We start from the raw sequence: 17,378 nt of genomic DNA on the forward strand, positions 1-17,378 counted from the left end.
AACACATCATGAGCCAAGCACTGCAACGCATTGATGAAACCCGCGAGGCGCTGATGGGCGCGCTGGCGGACCGCAACTGGGACGCCATCGGCGAACTGGACCTGGGCTGCCGTCACGTGATCGACGAAGTACTCAGCGAAGCACCGGTAGATGAGGATGCGTTGCGGGAGAAGCTTGAAAGCTTGCTGGCGGTATACCAGCAACTACTTGAGGTGACGACTGGCGAGCGCCAGGCGATTTTCGAAGAGATGTCGCAGATCAACCAAGCGAAAAACGCGTCAAAGGTTTACCATCTGTTCGGCTGAACAGTCGCAGTTAATCCTACCGGTGCGTCATAAATTTGACCGTGCCAGCTTTTTTGACTTAACTAGTGCTGTTTTCAGATTTCAGACGTCTAGTAAGGTAAGAAGTCTTACAGGCGCCTCGATTGCCCTCAATCTCGGGGCAGGAAGTTTTACTAGGGAAGTTGCTATTGCATGTGGCGTGAAACCAAAATTCTGCTGATCGATGACGATAGCGTCCGCCGCCGCGACTTGGCGGTGATTTTAAATTTTCTCGGTGAAGAAAATTTGCCCTGCGGCAGCCATGATTGGCAGCAGGTGGTCAGCTCATTGTCGTCGAGCCGTGAAGTCATATGCGTGCTGATCGGGACGGTAAACGCTCCTGGCGCTGTTCCGTCAACGGATCCGCATGCTGTGGAACAAGGCCTGATCCAACAGGCCCTGGACGACGCCAACGGCATCGTCGCCCGCGCCGCCGAGCGCCTGCGTATCCGTCGAACCACGCTGGTGGAGAAGATGCGCAAGTACGGTATGAGCCGCAAAGAAGGTGATGAACAGGCGGATGATTGACGCCTGTTTTTCAAGCCGCTGATTTTGGGTGTCCGGCCTCGCCAATACTGTTCCGTTTTTGACGGCGTCTGTTGCCGTCATACTGCGTTGCAGCTCCTCCCCATAGCCAGCTATGAGTCGTCGCTGCGCCTTGTCTGACGGCAACAGCCACTCGTCAAAACGAAACTGTATTGGCGAGGCCGGGCACCTTGGTTTTTTTTCGGCACAAGTATTGCTACAGCCCTCGCAACGTTCCGTTTAACTGACGGTCAGCCAAGCGAGAGAGCATGATGCCCCACGCCGCCCAACTATCTACGGCCCCTGCCATCCAGGGGCTGGTCCCGCCTGTAGAGCCGCCGACCCGGCAGGGTCTTGAACAGGCGTTCTCGCAGTTCAACCAGATGTCGAGCCAACTGACCGATTCCTACAGCCTGCTCGAAGCCCGGGTTTCCGAGCTCAAGGGCGAGTTGGCGGTGGTCAGTGCCCAGCGCATGGAAGAGCTGGCCGAGAAAGAGCGCTTGGCCAACCGTCTGCAAAACCTGCTGTCGCTGTTGCCCGGTGGCGTGATCGTCATCGACGAGGAAGGCCGCGTACGCGAAGCCAACCCGGCCGCCTGCGACATGCTCGGGCTGCCGCTCGAAGGTGAGCTGTGGCGCCACGTCATCACCCGCTGCTTTGCGCCGCGTGAAGACGACGGCCACGAAATCTCCCTCAAGGACGGGCGCCGCCTGTCCATCGCCACGCGTTCCCTGGACGCGGAGCCGGGCCAATTGGTGCTGCTCAACGACCTGACTGAAACCCGGCACCTGCAAGACCAACTGGCGCGCCACGAGCGGTTGTCGTCGTTGGGACGCATGGTCGCTTCTCTGGCGCATCAGATCCGCACACCGCTGTCGGCCGCGTTGATCTACGCCAGTCATTTGACTGATGAACAATTGCCCGTCGCCACCCACCAACGTTTTGCCGGCCGCCTCAAGGAACGCCTGCATGAGTTGGAGCACCAAGTGCGCGACATGCTGGTGTTTGCCCGCGGCGAATTGCCGCTGACCGACCGCATCACGCCGGCCGAGTTGATGCAGGCCCTGCAAGCGGCGGCCGCTACCCATATCCAGGACGTGCACGTGCGTTGGCAGTGCGACAGCCACCTCGGCGAGCTGCTGTGCAACCGCGACACGCTGGTCGGTTCGCTGCTCAACCTCATCGAGAACGCCACCCAGGCCAGCGGCCCCGACGCGCGGCTCAAGGTGCACCTGTACAACCGCGAGCAAAACCTGCGCCTGTGCATCAGCGACAGCGGCAGCGGTATCGAGCCCGCCGTGCTGCAGCGTTTGGGCGAACCTTTTTTCACCACCAAGACCAACGGTACCGGCCTCGGCCTGACCGTGGTCAAGGCCGTGGCACGTGCGCATCAGGGAGAATTGCAGCTGCATTCCCGGGTTGGGCGTGGCACTTGTGCATTGATGACCTTGCCGCTGTTTTCATGCGCGGCAAGCGCGGAGTAAAAAGGTTATGGCTATCAAGGTTCTATTGGTGGAAGACGATCGCGCCCTGCGTGAAGCATTGGCTGACACGCTGCTGTTGGCGGGCCACGATTACCGGGCGGTCGGTTCTGCCGAGGACGCCTTGGAGGCGGTGGAGCAGGAGTCCTTCAGCCTGGTGGTCAGCGATGTAAACATGCCCGGCATGGACGGCCATCAACTGCTCAGCCTGCTGCGCGCGCGTCAACCGCAGCTGCCGGTGTTGCTGATGACCGCCCACGGCGCTGTCGAGCGCGCGGTGGATGCAATGCGTCAGGGCGCGGCGGATTACCTGGTCAAGCCATTCGAACCTAAAGCGTTGATTGAGCTGGTCGCACGGCATGCCTTGGGCGTGATCCCGGCCAGTGACGGCGAGGGCCCGATTGCCTTCGAGCCTGCCAGTGCACAATTGCTGGAGCTGGCGGCCCGCGTGGCGCGCAGTGATTCCACCGTGTTGATTTCCGGCGAGTCCGGCACCGGCAAGGAAGTGCTGGCGCGTTACATCCATCAGCAGTCGACCCGCGCCAAGCAGCCGTTTATCGCCATCAACTGCGCGGCGATCCCCGACAACATGCTCGAAGCCACGCTGTTCGGCCACGAAAAAGGCTCGTTCACCGGCGCCATCGCGGCCCAGGCGGGCAAGTTTGAACAGGCGGACGGTGGCACCATTCTGCTCGATGAAATCTCGGAAATGCCCCTGGGCCTGCAAGCCAAGTTGCTGCGGGTGCTGCAGGAGCGTGAAGTGGAGCGCGTCGGCGCGCGCAAGCCGATCCAGTTGGATATCCGCGTGGTTGCCACCACCAACCGCGACCTGGCGGGTGAAGTGGCGGCAGGGCGCTTCCGTGAGGATTTGTTCTACCGCCTGTCGGTGTTCCCGCTGGCCTGGCGCCCGTTGCGCGAGCGCCCGGCGGATATCATTCCGCTGGCCGAGCGCCTGCTGAACAACCACGTCAAAAAAATGAAGCATGCCCAGGCACGCCTGTCGGCTGAGGCCCAGGCTTGCCTGATCAGTTATCCGTGGCCGGGCAACGTGCGGGAGTTGGACAACGCCATCCAGCGCGCGCTGATCCTGCAACAGGGCGGCCTGATCCAGCCCCAGGATTTCTGCCTGGCCATGGGCAGCGGCGCCGCGCCGCTGCCCACCCTGGCGCCCGCGCCAATCGTCGCGGAAACCGAAACCGCGGGTGCGCTGGGTGACGACCTGCGTCGGCGCGAATTCCAGATGATCATCGACACCCTGCGATCCGAGCGCGGTCGCCGCAAAGAGGCCGCCGAGCGCCTGGGCATCAGCCCACGGACTTTGCGCTACAAGCTGGCACAGATGCGCGACGCCGGAATGGATGTGGAAGCGTATCTTTTCGCCACATAACTGGTAACAAGGTCGACAACCTTTGTCGCCTTTTCTTACGAGTTGATCCAGAGCTGGCACCCTTGTTGCTACTTCCCTAGTAATTGCGGCGTAGCGTCAAAAAACATGCGGGTTGTCGGAGAGAGAAGTTCATGAGCCAGGGTATTGAGTTCAATCGGTTGATGTTGGATATGCGCTCCATGCAAATGGATGCCATGGCTCAACCGAAATCTGTCGCGCCAGCGCCGGAATTGGGCCAAAGCAGCTTCGCCGACATGCTCGGCCAGGCCATCAACAAAGTCAGTGACACCCAGCAAGCCTCCAGCCAGTTGGCCAATGCCTTCGAGATCGGCAAAAGCGGCGTGGACCTTACCGATGTGATGGTTGCCTCGCAAAAGGCCAGTGTTTCGTTCCAGGCGTTGACCCAGGTGCGTAACAAGCTGGTTCAGGCCTATCAAGACATCATGCAGATGCCGGTTTAAGGACGAGATTTAAGTCATGGCAGAAGCAGTCGTGGACAACGCACCCGCCAAGGCAGACGGCAAGCCGCCGCTGTTTGGCCTGTCGTTCCTGGAAAACCTCTCCGAAATGACCATGTTGCGTCAGGTGGGCCTGATGGTCGGCCTGGCTGCCAGCGTGGCGATTGGTTTTGCCGTGGTGTTGTGGTCGCAGCAACCCGATTACCGGCCGCTGTATGGCAGCCTGGCGGGCATGGATTCCAAGCAGATCATGGAAACCCTGGCCGCCGCCGATATCGCCTACACCGTGGAGCCCAACTCCGGGGCCCTGCTGGTCAAGGCCGACGATGTAGCCCGTGCACGCATGAAGCTTGCGGCAGCCGGCGTGACCCCGTCCGACAGCAACATCGGGTTTGAAATCCTCGACAAGGACCAGGGCCTGGGTACCAGCCAGTTCATGGAAGCCACTCGCTACCGTCGTGGCCTGGAAGGCGAACTGGCGCGCACCATCTCCAGCCTGAACAACGTCAAGGGTGCCCGCGTGCACCTGGCCATTCCGAAAAGCTCAGTGTTTGTGCGCGATGAGCGCAAGCCGAGCGCCTCGGTATTGGTCGAACTGTTCTCCGGCCGCTCCCTGGAGCCGGGCCAGGTACTGGCGATCGTCAACCTGGTGGCCACCAGCGTTCCTGAGTTGAGCAAGTCGCAGATCACCGTCGTCGACCAAAAGGGCAACCTGCTGTCCGACCAGGGCGAAAACTCCGCGCTGACCCAGGCCGGTAAGCAGTTCGACTACAGCCGCCGTGTAGAAAGCATGCTCACCCAGCGTGTGCATAACATCCTGCAACCGGTGCTGGGCAACGACCGCTACAAGGCTGAAGTGTCCGCCGACGTGGACTTCAGCGCCGTCGAGTCGACCTCCGAGCAATTCAACCCGGACCAGCCGGCGCTGCGCAGCGAGCAATCCACCAGCGAACAACGCACCGCCGCCAACGGCCCGCCGCAAGGCGTACCGGGTGCCCTGAGCAACCAGCCACCAGCGCCGGCCTCGGCCCCGCAAACCACCGGTGGCGCTGCCGCTACCGCTGGCGCGATCCAGCCAGGCCAACCGCTGTTGGACGCCAACGGCCAGCAGATCATGGACCCGGCCACTGGCCAGCCGATGCTCGCACCGTACCCGGCGGACAAACGTAACCAGTCCACCAAAAACTTTGAGCTGGACCGCTCCATTAGCCACACCAAGCAGCAACAAGGCCGCGTCAATCGCCTGTCGGTGTCGGTGGTGGTCGATGACCAAGTCAAGGTCAATGCGGCAGATGGCGCCGTTACCCGTGCCCCGTGGAGCGCCGATGAATTGGCGCGCTTCACTCGATTGGTGCAGGACGCCGTCGGTTTCGATGCCAGCCGTGGCGACAGTGTCAGCGTGATCAACATGCCGTTCTCCGCCGAGCGTGGCGAAGTGATCGCTGAGCCGGCGTTCTACTCGCAGCCGTGGTTCTGGGACATCGTCAAGCAAGTGTTGGGTGTGTTGTTCATCCTGGTACTGGTGTTCGGCGTGCTGCGCCCAGTGCTCAACAACATCACCGGCAACGGCAAGAAACAACTGGCGGCCTTCGGTGGCAGCGATGTCGAGTTGGGTGGCATGGGCGGCCTGGATGGCGAACTGGCCAACGACCGCGTCAGCCTCGGCGGCCCGCAAAGCATCCTGTTGCCGAGCCCGAGCGAAGGCTACGACGCGCAGTTGAACGCAATCAAAAGTCTGGTGGCAGAAGACCCGGGTCGTGTGGCCCAGGTCGTGAAAGAGTGGATTAACGCAGATGAGTGATCGAGCCGCTGTTGCCAAGCTTACCAAGGTCGACAAAGCCGCAGTCCTGCTGCTGTCCCTCGGTGAAACCGACGCCGCCCAAGTGCTGCGCCACATGGGCCCCAAAGAAGTTCAGCGGGTGGGCGTGGCCATGGCGCAAATGCGCAATGTGCACCGTGAGCAAGTCGAACAGGTGATGAGCGAGTTCGTCGAGATCGTCGGCGACCAGACCAGCCTGGGCGTCGGCTCCGACAGCTACATCCGCAAGATGCTCACCTCGGCCCTGGGCGAAGACAAAGCCAACGGCCTGATCGACCGTATCCTGCTCGGTGGCAACACCAGCGGCCTCGACAGCCTGAAATGGATGGAGCCGCGCGCCGTTGCCGACGTGATCCGCTACGAGCACCCGCAGATCCAGGCGATCGTGGTGGCCTACCTCGACCCGGACCAGGCCGGTGAAGTGCTGGGCCACTTCGACCATAAAGTGCGCCTGGACATCATCTTGCGCGTGTCGTCGCTGAACACTGTGCAGCCGGCGGCCCTCAAAGAGCTCAACACGATTCTGGAGAAGCAGTTCTCCGGCAACTCGAATGCTTCGCGTACCACCTTGGGTGGCATCAAGCGCGCGGCCGATATCATGAACTTCCTCGACAGCTCGGTCGAAGGCCAGTTGATGGACTCGATCCGCGAGATCGACGACACCCTGTCCGGCCAGATCGAAGACCTCATGTTCGTGTTCAACAACCTCTCCGATGTCGACGACCGTGGCATCCAGGCGTTGCTGCGCGAAGTGTCCTCCGACGTGCTGGTGCTGGCGCTCAAGGGCTCCGACGAAGGCGTCAAGGAAAAGATCTTCAAGAACATGTCCAAGCGTGCCTCGGAACTGTTGCGCGACGACCTGGAAGCCAAAGGGCCGGTGCGCGTCAGCGACGTCGAAACCGCGCAGAAAGAGATCCTCACCATTGCCCGCCGTATGGCCGAAGCCGGAGAAATCGTTCTCGGCGGGAAGGGCGGCGAAGAAATGATTTAAGGCGCTTTCCATGTCGAACAAAGATGAGGCTCCCAGCGATCTGATTCGCGCGCGGGATGTCGGCGGGTTCGACATCTGGTCGTTGCCCAGCTTCGATCCGCATGTGCCCGAGCCCGAGCCGGAACCGGTTGAAGAGCCGCCGGTGGAAATGGAAGAAGTGCCGCTGGATGAAGTCCAGCCGCTGACCCTGGAAGAGTTGGAAAGCATCCGCCAGGAGGCCTACAACGAAGGCTTCGCCGCCGGTGAAAAAGATGGTTTTCGCAGCACCACCCTCAAAGTGCGCCAGGAAGCCGAGGCGGCGCTGAGCGTCAAGCTGGCCAGCCTGGAGCGCTTGATGGGGGTGCTGTTCGACCCCATTGCCGAGCAGGATTCGCAGATCGAAAAAGCCATGGTCGGCCTGGTCGAGCACATCGCTCGCCAAGTGATCCAGCGCGAGCTGGTGCTGGACTCCAGCCATATCGAAAGCGTGATGCGCGAAGCCCTCAAGCTGCTGCCCCTGGGCGTCGGCAATGTGCGGTTGTACATCAACCCGCAGGATTTCGAACAGGTCAAAGCCCTGCGCGAGCGCCACGAGGAAACCTGGCGCATCGTCGAAGACGCCGCGTTGCAGCCCGGCGGTTGTCGCGTCGAGACCGAACACAGTCGCATCGATGCGACGGTGGAAACCCGCATCAGCCAGATCATGGCCAAGCTGCTGGACCAGGTGCATGAGCAGGTTCTGAACCCCGCCGAGCCTGACCTGAGCGTGGACCTGGACGCCCCCGATGCGCCTTGATCGCACCAGCTTCGCCAAGCGCTTGAGCGGTTACGCCGAAGCCACATCGTTGCCCGGCCAGCCGATCCTCGAAGGGCGCCTGTTGCGCATGGTCGGCCTGACCCTCGAAGCCGAAGGCCTGCGCGCCGCCATGGGCAGCCGCTGCATGGTCATCAACGACGACAGCTACCACCCGGTGCAAGTCGAAGCCGAAGTGATGGGTTTTTCCGGCAACAAGATTTTCCTGATGCCCGTCGGCAGCCTGGCGGGCATTGCCCCTGGCGCCCGCGTGGTGCCATTGGCCGACACCGGCCGCCTGCCGATGGGCATGAGCATGCTCGGCCGCGTACTGGACGGCGCCGGTCGCGCGCTGGATGGCAAGGGCGGCATGAAGGCCGAAGATTGGGTGCCGATGGACGGCCCCACCATCAACCCGCTCAACCGTAACCCCATCAGCGTGCCGCTGGACGTGGGCATTCGCAGCATCAACGGATTATTGACGGTCGGTCGCGGCCAGCGTCTGGGCCTGTTCGCCGGTACCGGCGTGGGTAAGTCGGTGTTGCTGGGCATGATGACGCGCTTTACCGAGGCCGACATCATTGTGGTGGGCCTGATCGGTGAGCGGGGCCGTGAGGTGAAGGAATTCATCGAGCACAGCCTCGGCGAAGAAGGCCTCAAGCGCTCCGTCGTGGTCGCCTCGCCGGCGGACGATGCGCCGCTGATGCGTTTGCGCGCCGCGATGTACTGCACGCGCATCGCTGAGTATTTTCGCGACAAGGGCAAGAACGTCCTGTTGCTGATGGACTCGCTCACGCGTTTTGCCCAGGCCCAGCGGGAAATCGCCCTGGCCATTGGCGAACCGCCTGCGACCAAGGGTTACCCGCCGTCGGTGTTCGCCAAGTTGCCCAAACTGGTGGAACGCGCCGGTAATGCCGAGGCGGGCGGTGGCTCGATCACCGCGTTCTATACGGTGCTGTCCGAAGGCGATGACCAGCAGGACCCGATTGCCGACTCGGCGCGGGGCGTGCTCGACGGCCACATTGTGCTGTCGCGGCGTCTGGCCGAAGAAGGGCACTACCCGGCCATCGATATCGAAGCGTCCATCAGCCGGGTGATGCCGGCGGTGGTCACCCCGGAACACATGGCCCGCGCGCAACACTTCAAGCAACTGTGGTCGCGCTACCAACAAAGCCGCGACTTGATCAGTGTCGGCGCCTACGTGGCCGGCGGTGATCGCGACACCGACCTGGCCATCGCCCTGCAACCGCAACTGGTGACCTACTTGCGCCAAGGCCTCAACGACAAGATCAGCATGGGCGAAAGCGAAGCGCACCTGCAGTCGATCTTCGCCCCCGCGCCGGGCGGCTAAGCCATGGCCAACAGCCGCGCCGCACGCCTGGCTCCGGTGGTGGACATGGCCGAAAAGGCCGAGAAAACCGCCGTTCAGCGCCTGGGTTATTTCCAGGGCCAGGTGCGCCTGGCGGAAAGTAAACTCGGCGACCTGGAGCGTTTTCGCGGTGAATACCAGCAACAATGGATCGAACGCGGCGCCAAAGGCGTGTCGGGCCAGTGGTTGATGGGTTACCAGGGCTTTCTCAACCAATTGGAAACGGCCGTCGGCCAGCAGCGCCAGAGCCTGGCGTGGCACCAGAACAACCTCGATAAAGCGCGCGAGAGCTGGCAAGCGGCGTTTGCCCGGGTCGAAGGCCTGCGCAAGCTGGTGCAGCGCTATATCGACGAAGCGCGGGCACTTGAAGACAAACGCGAGCAAAAGCTGCTCGACGAACTCTCTCAGCGCCTTCCACGCCAAGAACAGTATTAAGGCGCGGGCTTACCTGCGATGACACACGCGTGTAGTGAGCGGGCTTGCCCCGCGCTGGGCTGCGAAGCGGCCCTAAAACCTGACACCGCGTTTTACCTGAATAACCCTATGGCCTTTTTGGGGGAGGCTTCGCCCCCAGCGCGGGGCAAGCCCGCTCACTACAAATAGTGCATAGCCCACACACATTTGATGTGTTGTGTTGCCCATAGCCGGTTCACCTGCTAAACCTTGTGTCATTGCCAATGACAAGGAAGCAGTCGCATGTCAGTCGAGTCAGATGTATCCCTGGATGGGAAGAAGTTGACGATTTCAGTCAAAGGGCGGTTTGATTTCGGTAGCCATCAAGCCTTTCGTGACGCCTACGAGCGGTTTTACAAGGTGCCCGAGATCTACGTGGTGGACTTGAAGGAGACCACGTATATGGACAGCTCTGCGCTGGGCATGCTCCTGCTGTTACGTGACCATGCCGGCGGCGATGAGGCCGAGGTTCAGGTCGTCAACAGCAACTCCGACGTGCGCAAGATCCTCGCCATTTCCAACTTCGACAAATTGTTCGACCTCACTTGAGCGTCCTGGCCCCGGTTGCGCAAGCGCTGAGTGTATTGATCGCTGAAGACAGTGCCGCCGATTTGCTGTTGCTGTCGACCATTATCCGGCGCCAGGGCCACCAGGTGCTCACCGCCACCAACGGTGCTGAAGCGGTCGAGGTGTTTACCCGTGAGCGCCCGCAGTTGGTGTTGATGGATGCGCTGATGCCGGTGATGGACGGCTTTGAAGCTGCGCGGCAGATCAAGCAGCTGGCGGGGGAGGCGCTGGTGCCGATCATTTTCCTCACGTCACTGCGCCAGAGCGAGGCGCTGGCGCAGTGCCTGGATGCGGGGGGTGATGACTTCCTGCCCAAGCCTTACAACCCGCTGATCCTGGCAGCGAAGATCAACGCCATGGACCGTTTGCGCCGCCTGCAGGCCACGGTCTTGCAGCAGCGCGACCTGATCGCCAAGCATCACGACTACCTTCTGCATGAGCAGCGGGTGGCCAAGGCGGTGTTCGATAAGGTCGCGCACTCCGGTTGTATCAATGCCGCGCCGAATATCCGCTACCTGCAGTCGCCCTACGCGCTGTTCAACGGCGACCTGCTGCTGGCCGCCTACACGCCGTCCGGCGATATGCACGTGCTGCTCGGCGACTTCACCGGCCACGGCTTGCCGGCGGCGGTGGGCGCCATGCCCCTGGCGGAGGTGTTCTATGGCATGACCGCCAAGGGCTACGGCTTGGCGCAGACCCTGCGCGAGATGAACGCCAAGCTCAAGCGCATCCTGCCGGTGGACATGTTCTGCTGCGCCACCCTGTTGTGCCTGAGCACGCAGCGGCGGGTGGTGGAAGTGTGGAACGGCGGCATGCCTGACGGGTATGTGCATGAAGTCGCGACCGGCAAGCGTACGCCGCTGGCGTCGCGGCATCTGCCGTTGGGGGTGCTGTCGGCCGAAACCTTTGATGACCGCACCGAAGTCTGGCCCATGGCCCTGGGCGACCGGGTGTTCCTGTTGTCCGATGGGGTACTGGATACCGCCGACGCCAATGACCAACTGTTCGGCGCCGAACGCTTGCAGCAGGTGTTCGCCGCCAATCGCGAGCCTGATCGTTTATTTGAAGCGATCGAACAGGCCCTGGCGGCGTTTCGAGGTGAGGCGCGGGATGACGTGAGCATGGTGGAAATCACCCTGCAAGCCGGGCCGCCACTGCGTGCCAGCGGGCCGTTGTATGCCGACAGCGGGCAGTCGTGCCCGCTGGATTGGTCGGTGAGTTTTGAATTCCGCGCCGAGACCTTAAAACGTTACAACCCATTGCCGTACCTGCTGCAACTGCTGCTGGAGATCCACGGCCTGCGCGAGCAGAGCGGGGCGCTCTACAGCGTGATGGCCGAGTTGTACTCCAATGCCCTGGAGCATGGGGTACTGGGCCTGGATTCGCGGCTCAAGCGCGATGCCGACGGGTTTGCCGAGTATTACCGCCAGCGCAATGACCGCCTGGCGCAGCTTGATAGCGGCCATATACGCGTGCATGTGCAGGTGGTGCCGACCGAGACGGGCGGCACGATGACCCTGCGTGTCGAAGACAGCGGGCTTGGTTTCGACGTGGAACAGGTGCTGGCGCGGCCGCTGGATATCGACCGTCTGTCTGGCCGGGGCTTGAGCCTGGTGCGTCAGTTGAGCAGCGCTGTACGCTGGTCCGATGGCGGGCGCAGTGTCTGCGTGGAGTTTTCCTGGGAGGCTCTGGCATAATCCGTCGATTCTTGATCAAGGAGCGAGCAAGTGGTTGATCTACATCTGGACCCTGATGTGTTGTCGGGTTTGCAGGAAGTCATGGAGGGTGAGTATCCCAAGTTGCTCGATACCTTTCTTGATGACTCCCAGAAACGCGTCGAAGCGTTGCGTAAGGCCAGGGATGATGCCAAGGCGTTGGGGCGGATTGCACATAGTTTCAAGGGGAGCAGTGGGAACCTTGGCGCGGTGCGGTTGGCGCAGTTGTGCCAGCGGCTGGAGGTTGAGTCGGTTGGGGCTGGGGCTGGGATTAGTGATTTGGGGGAGTTGGTGGACCAGATTGATCGGGAGTTTGCGTTGGTGAAGCCGTTGTATGAGACGGAGCGGCAGCGCTTTCAGATTTGAGTTGAGGTTGTGTACATATCCGTTGCTGCGGTAACGGCCACTTAGGGGGGCCGCGCTTACAGCGGCTAACCCGTCGTCCTGCCGGGTTCTTACTGTCGATCTCGGTTAAATGTGGGAGGGGGCTTGCTCCCGATAGCAGTGGGGCAGTTGCAGGTGTATTAGCTGACACACTGCAATAAGCCCCCTCCCACCGTTTGATCTCCATCCATCAGGTAGATATCAGCCTGCTTATGATCGTGATCTGGGGCACATCGAGCCCAGGCGAGGTGCCGAGTGCTGGGGCGGACCCCGATCAGCCGTTACCCACACAACGGATAGGTACCCGTAAAATCAAAACCTGGCCCAACTCTTGCTCTACCTCTAGATACTGCATCCCCGATCCCCATGCAGTGGAGACCTTTACCTATGCCAGTCGCCCCGAATTCCCTCCTGCAGGCTGCCCCCGCGGCCAAGCCTCAAGCGCCCGCCGCCAATCAACCGGCGGTGGCTGCGGACCCACGGGACAAGGGCCCTGGCTTCGCTCAAGTGTTCGCCAGCCAAGGCGCCAAACCCGCAGCCAAAGCCGACGACAACTCGCCCAAACCCACGCGGGACAAGCCTTCCGACGCCAGCGCCAAGCCGGCATCAGGCAACGACAAGCCTGCCGCCAGCACACCAGCGGTTGCCGATAGCGGCAATACCTTGCCTGCCAGCCCGCCGGCCAACACCGACGACAGCGCCAGCAAAGATGACGACGCGCCGGCCGATCCGACCCTGGTGCAGCAGCCTCCGGTTGACCCGGTGGTCGACCCGGCATTGATTGCCACCGTCACCCCGGTGGCCGTGCCGGTGCCGGTTGAGACCCCCGCGCCCGTCACCACGGCCAAGGATGACAACGCTCAGCCGGTGGTTGCAGCGCCGGTCGCCGCGACCGAGGCGGCCAAGCCGGCCTTCGATCCGGAGGCCGACCCCTTGGACGCCATGCCGGCCGTGCGCCTGGCGATGGAGCAGGGCGGGCATGTGTCGGCCAGCAGCCAGGCCTCGGCGAAGGCCGCACCGGCACCGACCCAGGATCAGCCGACCGCCGCGCAGAACTTTGCCGCTGGCCTGGCCAATATGGTCGACCAGCAAGCGACCAAGGACAGCACCGACCAGGGCGGCGACAAGGCGTTCAGCGGGCTGATCGAAGACGGCCTTAAAGACTTGAAGAACGCCAGCAGCGACACCCGTGTCGATGACTTCGCCAACCGTCTGGCGGCGTTGACGCAAGCGGCCACGCCGAAAACGGCGAACGCTTTGCCGCCGGTGACCAATGCGCCGTTGGCCATGCACCAGAGCGGTTGGACCGATGAAATCGTCAACCGTGTGATGTACCTGTCCAGCGCCAACCTCAAGTCGGCGGAGATCCAGTTGCAACCCGCTGAGCTCGGCCGCCTGGATATCAAGGTCAACATGACCGCCGACCAGCAGGCCCAAGTCAATTTCATGAGCGCCCACCCGGTGGTGCGTGAAGCGCTGGAAAGCCAGTCCGGCCGTCTGCGGGAGATGTTTGCCCAGCAGGGAATGGGGCAGGTGGACGTCAACGTCTCCGACCAGTCCCGTGGCCAGGAGCAGCAACAACAACAGGCCCAGACCCGTGGCGTGAGCAGCAGCGGCGGTCGGGGTGGCGATAACGGCGACAGCGGTAGCCCTGCTGATGTGGCTGAAGCGGTAGCGCCGGTAACGTCGACGGTGATCGGCTCCAGCGCCGTCGACTACTACGCCTGATCTGATTTTTGCGCTGGATGAAATGTGGGAGGGGGCTTGCTCCCGATGAGGGGTTGTCAACTGAAACATGGGTGACTGATACACCGCTATCGGGGGCAAGCCCCCTCCCACAATTTGACTTGCCGCGTCCGTACGTCCCCCACTTCAGACAACTCTGGCATAACACTTGCTCTTGCCTTTCCGTAGATCTATGAATCCCCGAATAGTGACGGATTATTGGCATGGCGAAGAGCGACGACGCAGCAAAAGCACCCGCAGGCAAAGGTAAGCTCAAGCTTATCCTGTTGATAGTCCTGGGCCTGCTCCTGGCCATCGGCGCTTCGGTGGGTGGCACCTGGTACATCATGCACAGCAGCGCCAGCAAACCGGCCCCCGCTGCCGAAACCGCCAGCAACGTCAAGCAACCGGCAATCTTCGAGCCGATGCTCCCGGCCTTTGTCGCCAACTTCAATCAGAACGGTCGTCAACGCTACCTGCAGGTGAGCATCACCTTGCTGGCGCGCAACCAGTCGGACCTGGATGCCCTCAAGGTGCATATGCCGGTGATCCGCAACAACCTGGTGATGCTGTTCTCCGGCCAAAGCTTCGACACACTCGCCACCCCGGTGGGCCAGGAAATGCTGCGCCAGAAGGTCACTGCCAGCGTGCAGGAAGTGGCCCAGAAAGAGCTCGGCAAAGTCGTGATCGAGCAGGCGCTCTTCACTAACTTCGTATTGCAGTAGGATCACGACATGGCCGTGCAGGACCTGCTGTCCCAGGATGAAATCGACGCACTGTTGCATGGCGTCGACGATGGTCTGGTACAGACCGAAATGGCTGCCGAACCCGGCAGTGTCAAAAGTTATGACCTGACCAGCCAGGATCGCATCGTCCGTGGACGCATGCCGACCCTGGAAATGATCAACGAGCGTTTTGCCCGCTACACCCGTATCAGCATGTTCAACATGCTGCGCCGTTCAGCGGACGTGGCGGTGGGTGGCGTGCAGGTGATGAAATTCGGTGAATACGTGCACTCGCTGTACGTGCCTACCAGTCTCAACCTGGTCAAGATCAAGCCGCTGCGCGGTACCGCGCTGTTCATCCTCGACGCCAAGCTGGTGTTCAAGCTGGTGGACAACTTCTTCGGCGGTGACGGCCGTCACGCCAAGATCGAAGGCCGTGAATTCACCCCCACCGAGTTGCGGGTAGTGCGCATGGTGCTGGAGCAAGCCTTCATCGATTTGAAGGAAGCCTGGCAGGCAATCATGGAAGTCAATTTCGAGTACATCAACTCGGAAGTGAACCCGGCCATGGCCAACATCGTCGGCCCCAGCGAAGCCATTGTGGTGTCCACCTTCCACATCGAACTCGATGGCGGTGGCGGCGACCTGCACGTGACCATGCCGTACTCGATGATCGAGCCGGTGCGCGAGATGCTCGATGCCGGTTTCCAGTCAGACCTCGACGACCAGGACGAACGCTGGGTCAAGGCCCTGCGCGAAGACCTGTTGGACGTCGACGTGCCGCTGAGCGCCACGGTGGCACGTCGCCAGTTGCGCTTGCGCGATATTTTGCACATGCAGCCGGGGGACATCATCCCGGTCGAATTGCCGGAAGAAATGATCATGCGCGCCAATGGCGTGCCGTCGTTCAAGGTCAAGCTGGGTTCCCACAAGGGCAACCTGGCACTGCAGGTGGTGGAGTCGATCACCCGTCGCTGAGCCACCGCTGTTGATGCACCCCTATTTATGAATGTTTGCTCCGCCGAGGACATGTAATGGCTACCGAACAAGAAATCACTTCCGCCGAAGACCAGGCCCTGGCTGACGAATGGGCAGCGGCATTGGAAGAAACCGGCGATGTTGGCCAGGACGATATCGATGCACTGCTGGCCGCTGATGCCGCCACTGCACCGGCCGGCAAGCGCCTGCCGATGGAAGAATTCGGCAGCGTGCCGAAGAACAATGACCCAGTGACCCTTGATGGCCCGAACCTGGATGTGATTCTCGACATCCCGGTGTCGATCTCCATGGAAGTGGGCAGCACTGACATCAACATCCGCAACCTGCTGCAACTCAACCAGGGGTCGGTGATCGAGCTTGACCGCCTGGCCGGCGAGCCGCTGGATGTGCTGGTCAACGGCACCCTGATCGCCCATGGCGAGGTGGTGGTGGTCAACGAAAAGTTCGGCATCCGCCTGACGGACGTGATCAGCCCGAGCGAACGCATCAAGAAGCTGCGCTGATATGAAACGGCTGATGGTGGGACTGTTAGTCGCGCTGCCATTGGACGCCTGGGCGGCCGAACCGGTGGCTCAGGCCGCGGCCGCTGCGCCGGTGGGCACTGGCCTGGGCGGGCAATTGACCCAGCTGGTGCTCGGGCTGTTGCTGGTGGTCGGCTTGATCTTCGTGCTGGCCTGGTTGCTGCGTCGAGTGCAGAACGTCGGCCCGGGCAACGCCCAGGTCATCGAGCTGATCGGCTCGCGCGCCCTCGGCCCGCGTGATCGGCTGGTGCTGGTGCAAGTGGGTGAGGAACAGATCCTGCTGGGCATCACCCCCGGCCGCATCACCCCTTTGCACGTGCTCAAGACTCCGGTGAACGTGGACTCGTCCAAGCCCGCCACGCCAGAATTCGCCCAGCGCCTGATGGAGTTGCTGGGCAAGGATCAGAAGGATAAGAAGTAATGCGCGTTTTATTGACGCTCATGCTGTTGCTGGCGACGCCATTGGCGTTCGGCGCCGACCCGTTGTCGATCCCGGCCATTACGCTGGGGACCAACGCGGCGGGGGCGCAGGAGTATTCGGTCAGCCTGCAGATCCTGCTGATCATGACCGCGCTGAGCTTTATCCCGGCGTTTGTCATGCTGATGACCAGCTTCACGCGGATCATCATCGTGTTCTCGATCCTGCGCCAGGCCCTGGGCCTGCAGCAGACGCCGTCGAACCAGATTCTCACCGGCATGGCCTTGTTCTTGACGCTGTTCATCATGGCGCCGGTGTTCGACAAGGTGAACCAGCAAGCCCTGCAACCCTACCTGGCGGAAAAAATGACCGCCCAGGACGCCATCGACAAGGCCCAGGGGCCGATCAAGGATTTCATGCTGTCGCAGACCCGCTCCAGCGACCTTGAGCTGTTCATGCGCCTGTCCAAGCGGACCGACATCGCCACCCCGGACCAGGCGCCGTTGACCATCCTGGTGCCGGCGTTCGTCACCTCCGAATTGAAGACGGCGTTCCAAATCGGCTTCATGATCTTTATCCCGTTCCTGATCATCGACCTGGTGGTGGCGAGCGTGCTGATGGCCATGGGTATGATGATGCTGTCGCCGCTGATCATCTCGTTGCCGTTCAAGATCATGCTGTTTGTGCTGGTGGACGGCTGGGCGCTGATTATCGGCACCCTGGCCAGTAGTTTCGGCGGGGTATAG

At 61.8% G+C, this 17,378-nt stretch carries 18 protein-coding genes and 2 pseudogenes; all 20 read left to right on the top strand.

Annotation, left to right across the window (positions count from 1 at the left end; all coding sequences use genetic code 11):
• The first annotated feature begins 8 nt into the window (after positions 1 to 8).
• The 20 genes and pseudogenes from K7431_RS17180 (at position 9) to fliP (ending at position 17,378) form a co-directional block, all read left to right on the top strand.
• A complete protein-coding gene (locus tag K7431_RS17180) occupies positions 9 to 305 on the top strand; it encodes a flagellar assembly protein FliT (protein WP_015885198.1) in 297 nt (98 codons plus the stop codon).
• Positions 306 to 476: 171 nt separating this feature from the next.
• Positions 477 to 668, top strand: a pseudogene (locus K7431_RS17185) (sigma-54-dependent Fis family transcriptional regulator); the annotation flags it as partial.
• Between the two features lie 24 nt (positions 669 to 692).
• A pseudogene (locus K7431_RS17190) lies at positions 693 to 851 on the top strand (helix-turn-helix domain-containing protein); the annotation flags it as partial.
• A gap of 269 nt (positions 852 to 1,120) precedes the next feature.
• Positions 1,121 to 2,332: a sensor histidine kinase gene (locus tag K7431_RS17195; protein WP_043206315.1), complete on the top strand. Its 1,212-nt coding sequence runs from the start codon at positions 1,121 to 1,123 to the stop codon at positions 2,330 to 2,332.
• Positions 2,333 to 2,339: 7 nt separating this feature from the next.
• The gene (locus K7431_RS17200; RefSeq protein ID WP_015885195.1) at positions 2,340 to 3,716 is read left to right on the top strand and encodes a sigma-54-dependent transcriptional regulator; all 1,377 of its coding nucleotides are present in this window, start codon (positions 2,340 to 2,342) and stop codon (positions 3,714 to 3,716) included.
• A 131-nt stretch (positions 3,717 to 3,847) separates the two neighbouring features.
• Entirely contained in the window at positions 3,848 to 4,177 is a 330-nt protein-coding gene (gene fliE / locus K7431_RS17205) for a flagellar hook-basal body complex protein FliE (RefSeq protein WP_015885194.1), read from the top strand.
• A gap of 16 nt (positions 4,178 to 4,193) precedes the next feature.
• The gene (gene fliF / locus K7431_RS17210; RefSeq protein ID WP_015885193.1) at positions 4,194 to 5,975 is read left to right on the top strand and encodes a flagellar basal-body MS-ring/collar protein FliF; all 1,782 of its coding nucleotides are present in this window, start codon (positions 4,194 to 4,196) and stop codon (positions 5,973 to 5,975) included.
• Positions 5,968 to 6,984: a flagellar motor switch protein FliG gene (fliG, locus tag K7431_RS17215; protein WP_015885192.1), complete on the top strand. Its 1,017-nt coding sequence runs from the start codon at positions 5,968 to 5,970 to the stop codon at positions 6,982 to 6,984. The genes fliF and fliG overlap by 8 nt, the downstream gene beginning before the upstream one ends.
• 10 nt (positions 6,985 to 6,994) lie before the next feature.
• Entirely contained in the window at positions 6,995 to 7,759 is a 765-nt protein-coding gene (gene fliH / locus K7431_RS17220) for a flagellar assembly protein FliH (protein ID WP_015885191.1), read from the top strand.
• A complete protein-coding gene (gene fliI / locus K7431_RS17225) occupies positions 7,749 to 9,107 on the top strand; it encodes a flagellar protein export ATPase FliI (protein WP_015885190.1) in 1,359 nt (452 codons plus the stop codon). Before fliH ends, fliI begins: the two co-directional genes overlap by 11 nt.
• Positions 9,108 to 9,110: 3 nt before the next feature.
• On the top strand, positions 9,111 to 9,560 hold the full coding sequence (fliJ, locus tag K7431_RS17230) for a flagellar export protein FliJ (RefSeq protein WP_015885189.1): 450 nt from the start codon (positions 9,111 to 9,113) through the stop codon (positions 9,558 to 9,560).
• Between the two features lie 261 nt (positions 9,561 to 9,821).
• Positions 9,822 to 10,127, top strand: coding sequence for an STAS domain-containing protein (locus K7431_RS17235; RefSeq protein WP_015885188.1), 306 nt, complete (start codon positions 9,822 to 9,824; stop codon positions 10,125 to 10,127).
• Positions 10,124 to 11,842 carry an ATP-binding SpoIIE family protein phosphatase gene (locus K7431_RS17240; RefSeq protein WP_043205711.1) on the top strand — a complete coding sequence of 573 codons (1,719 nt, stop codon included), beginning with the start codon at positions 10,124 to 10,126 and terminating at the stop codon, positions 11,840 to 11,842. The genes K7431_RS17235 and K7431_RS17240 overlap by 4 nt, the downstream gene beginning before the upstream one ends.
• A 30-nt stretch (positions 11,843 to 11,872) precedes the next feature.
• Positions 11,873 to 12,226 carry an Hpt domain-containing protein gene (locus K7431_RS17245; RefSeq protein ID WP_015885186.1) on the top strand — a complete coding sequence of 118 codons (354 nt, stop codon included), beginning with the start codon at positions 11,873 to 11,875 and terminating at the stop codon, positions 12,224 to 12,226.
• A gap of 405 nt (positions 12,227 to 12,631) precedes the next feature.
• Positions 12,632 to 13,972, top strand: coding sequence for a flagellar hook-length control protein FliK (locus K7431_RS17250; protein ID WP_015885185.1), 1,341 nt, complete (start codon positions 12,632 to 12,634; stop codon positions 13,970 to 13,972).
• A 221-nt stretch (positions 13,973 to 14,193) separates the two neighbouring features.
• Positions 14,194 to 14,694: a flagellar basal body-associated protein FliL gene (gene fliL / locus K7431_RS17255; protein WP_015885184.1), complete on the top strand. Its 501-nt coding sequence runs from the start codon at positions 14,194 to 14,196 to the stop codon at positions 14,692 to 14,694.
• Positions 14,695 to 14,703: 9 nt separating this feature from the next.
• Entirely contained in the window at positions 14,704 to 15,672 is a 969-nt protein-coding gene (gene fliM, locus K7431_RS17260) for a flagellar motor switch protein FliM (RefSeq protein WP_015885183.1), read from the top strand.
• A 56-nt stretch (positions 15,673 to 15,728) separates the two neighbouring features.
• Positions 15,729 to 16,196, top strand: coding sequence for a flagellar motor switch protein FliN (gene fliN / locus K7431_RS17265; RefSeq protein WP_015885182.1), 468 nt, complete (start codon positions 15,729 to 15,731; stop codon positions 16,194 to 16,196).
• A 1-nt stretch (position 16,197) separates the two neighbouring features.
• Positions 16,198 to 16,635, top strand: a complete 438-nt coding sequence (gene fliO, locus K7431_RS17270) for a flagellar biosynthetic protein FliO (RefSeq protein ID WP_015885181.1) — start codon at positions 16,198 to 16,200, stop codon at positions 16,633 to 16,635.
• A complete protein-coding gene (gene fliP, locus K7431_RS17275; RefSeq protein WP_015885180.1) occupies positions 16,635 to 17,378 on the top strand; it encodes a flagellar type III secretion system pore protein FliP in 744 nt (247 codons plus the stop codon). Before fliO ends, fliP begins: the two co-directional genes overlap by 1 nt.

Origin of the sequence: Pseudomonas fluorescens group sp. (genome assembly GCF_020093335.1) — a bacterium.
Classification (GTDB): Bacteria; Pseudomonadota; Gammaproteobacteria; order Pseudomonadales; family Pseudomonadaceae; genus Aquipseudomonas; species Aquipseudomonas petroselini.

What these genes read in the sequence shown, in the direction of transcription:
- K7431_RS17195 (WP_043206315.1), top strand. Translation starts at nt 1,121, where the DNA reads ATGCCCCACGCCGCCCAACTATCTACGGCCCCTGCCATCCAGGGGCTG.
- fliM (WP_015885183.1), top strand. Translation starts at nt 14,704, where the DNA reads ATGGCCGTGCAGGACCTGCTGTCCCAGGATGAAATCGACGCACTGTTG.
- K7431_RS17180 (WP_015885198.1), top strand. Translation starts at nt 9, where the DNA reads ATGAGCCAAGCACTGCAACGCATTGATGAAACCCGCGAGGCGCTGATG.
- fliN (WP_015885182.1), top strand. Translation starts at nt 15,729, where the DNA reads ATGGCTACCGAACAAGAAATCACTTCCGCCGAAGACCAGGCCCTGGCT.
- fliL (WP_015885184.1), top strand. Translation starts at nt 14,194, where the DNA reads ATGGCGAAGAGCGACGACGCAGCAAAAGCACCCGCAGGCAAAGGTAAG.
- fliP (WP_015885180.1), top strand. Translation starts at nt 16,635, where the DNA reads ATGCGCGTTTTATTGACGCTCATGCTGTTGCTGGCGACGCCATTGGCG.
- K7431_RS17235 (WP_015885188.1), top strand. Translation starts at nt 9,822, where the DNA reads ATGTCAGTCGAGTCAGATGTATCCCTGGATGGGAAGAAGTTGACGATT.
- K7431_RS17200 (WP_015885195.1), top strand. Translation starts at nt 2,340, where the DNA reads ATGGCTATCAAGGTTCTATTGGTGGAAGACGATCGCGCCCTGCGTGAA.
- fliJ (WP_015885189.1), top strand. Translation starts at nt 9,111, where the DNA reads ATGGCCAACAGCCGCGCCGCACGCCTGGCTCCGGTGGTGGACATGGCC.
- K7431_RS17250 (WP_015885185.1), top strand. Translation starts at nt 12,632, where the DNA reads ATGCCAGTCGCCCCGAATTCCCTCCTGCAGGCTGCCCCCGCGGCCAAG.
- fliO (WP_015885181.1), top strand. Translation starts at nt 16,198, where the DNA reads ATGAAACGGCTGATGGTGGGACTGTTAGTCGCGCTGCCATTGGACGCC.
- fliG (WP_015885192.1), top strand. Translation starts at nt 5,968, where the DNA reads ATGAGTGATCGAGCCGCTGTTGCCAAGCTTACCAAGGTCGACAAAGCC.
- fliF (WP_015885193.1), top strand. Translation starts at nt 4,194, where the DNA reads ATGGCAGAAGCAGTCGTGGACAACGCACCCGCCAAGGCAGACGGCAAG.
- fliH (WP_015885191.1), top strand. Translation starts at nt 6,995, where the DNA reads ATGTCGAACAAAGATGAGGCTCCCAGCGATCTGATTCGCGCGCGGGAT.
- fliE (WP_015885194.1), top strand. Translation starts at nt 3,848, where the DNA reads ATGAGCCAGGGTATTGAGTTCAATCGGTTGATGTTGGATATGCGCTCC.
- fliI (WP_015885190.1), top strand. Translation starts at nt 7,749, where the DNA reads ATGCGCCTTGATCGCACCAGCTTCGCCAAGCGCTTGAGCGGTTACGCC.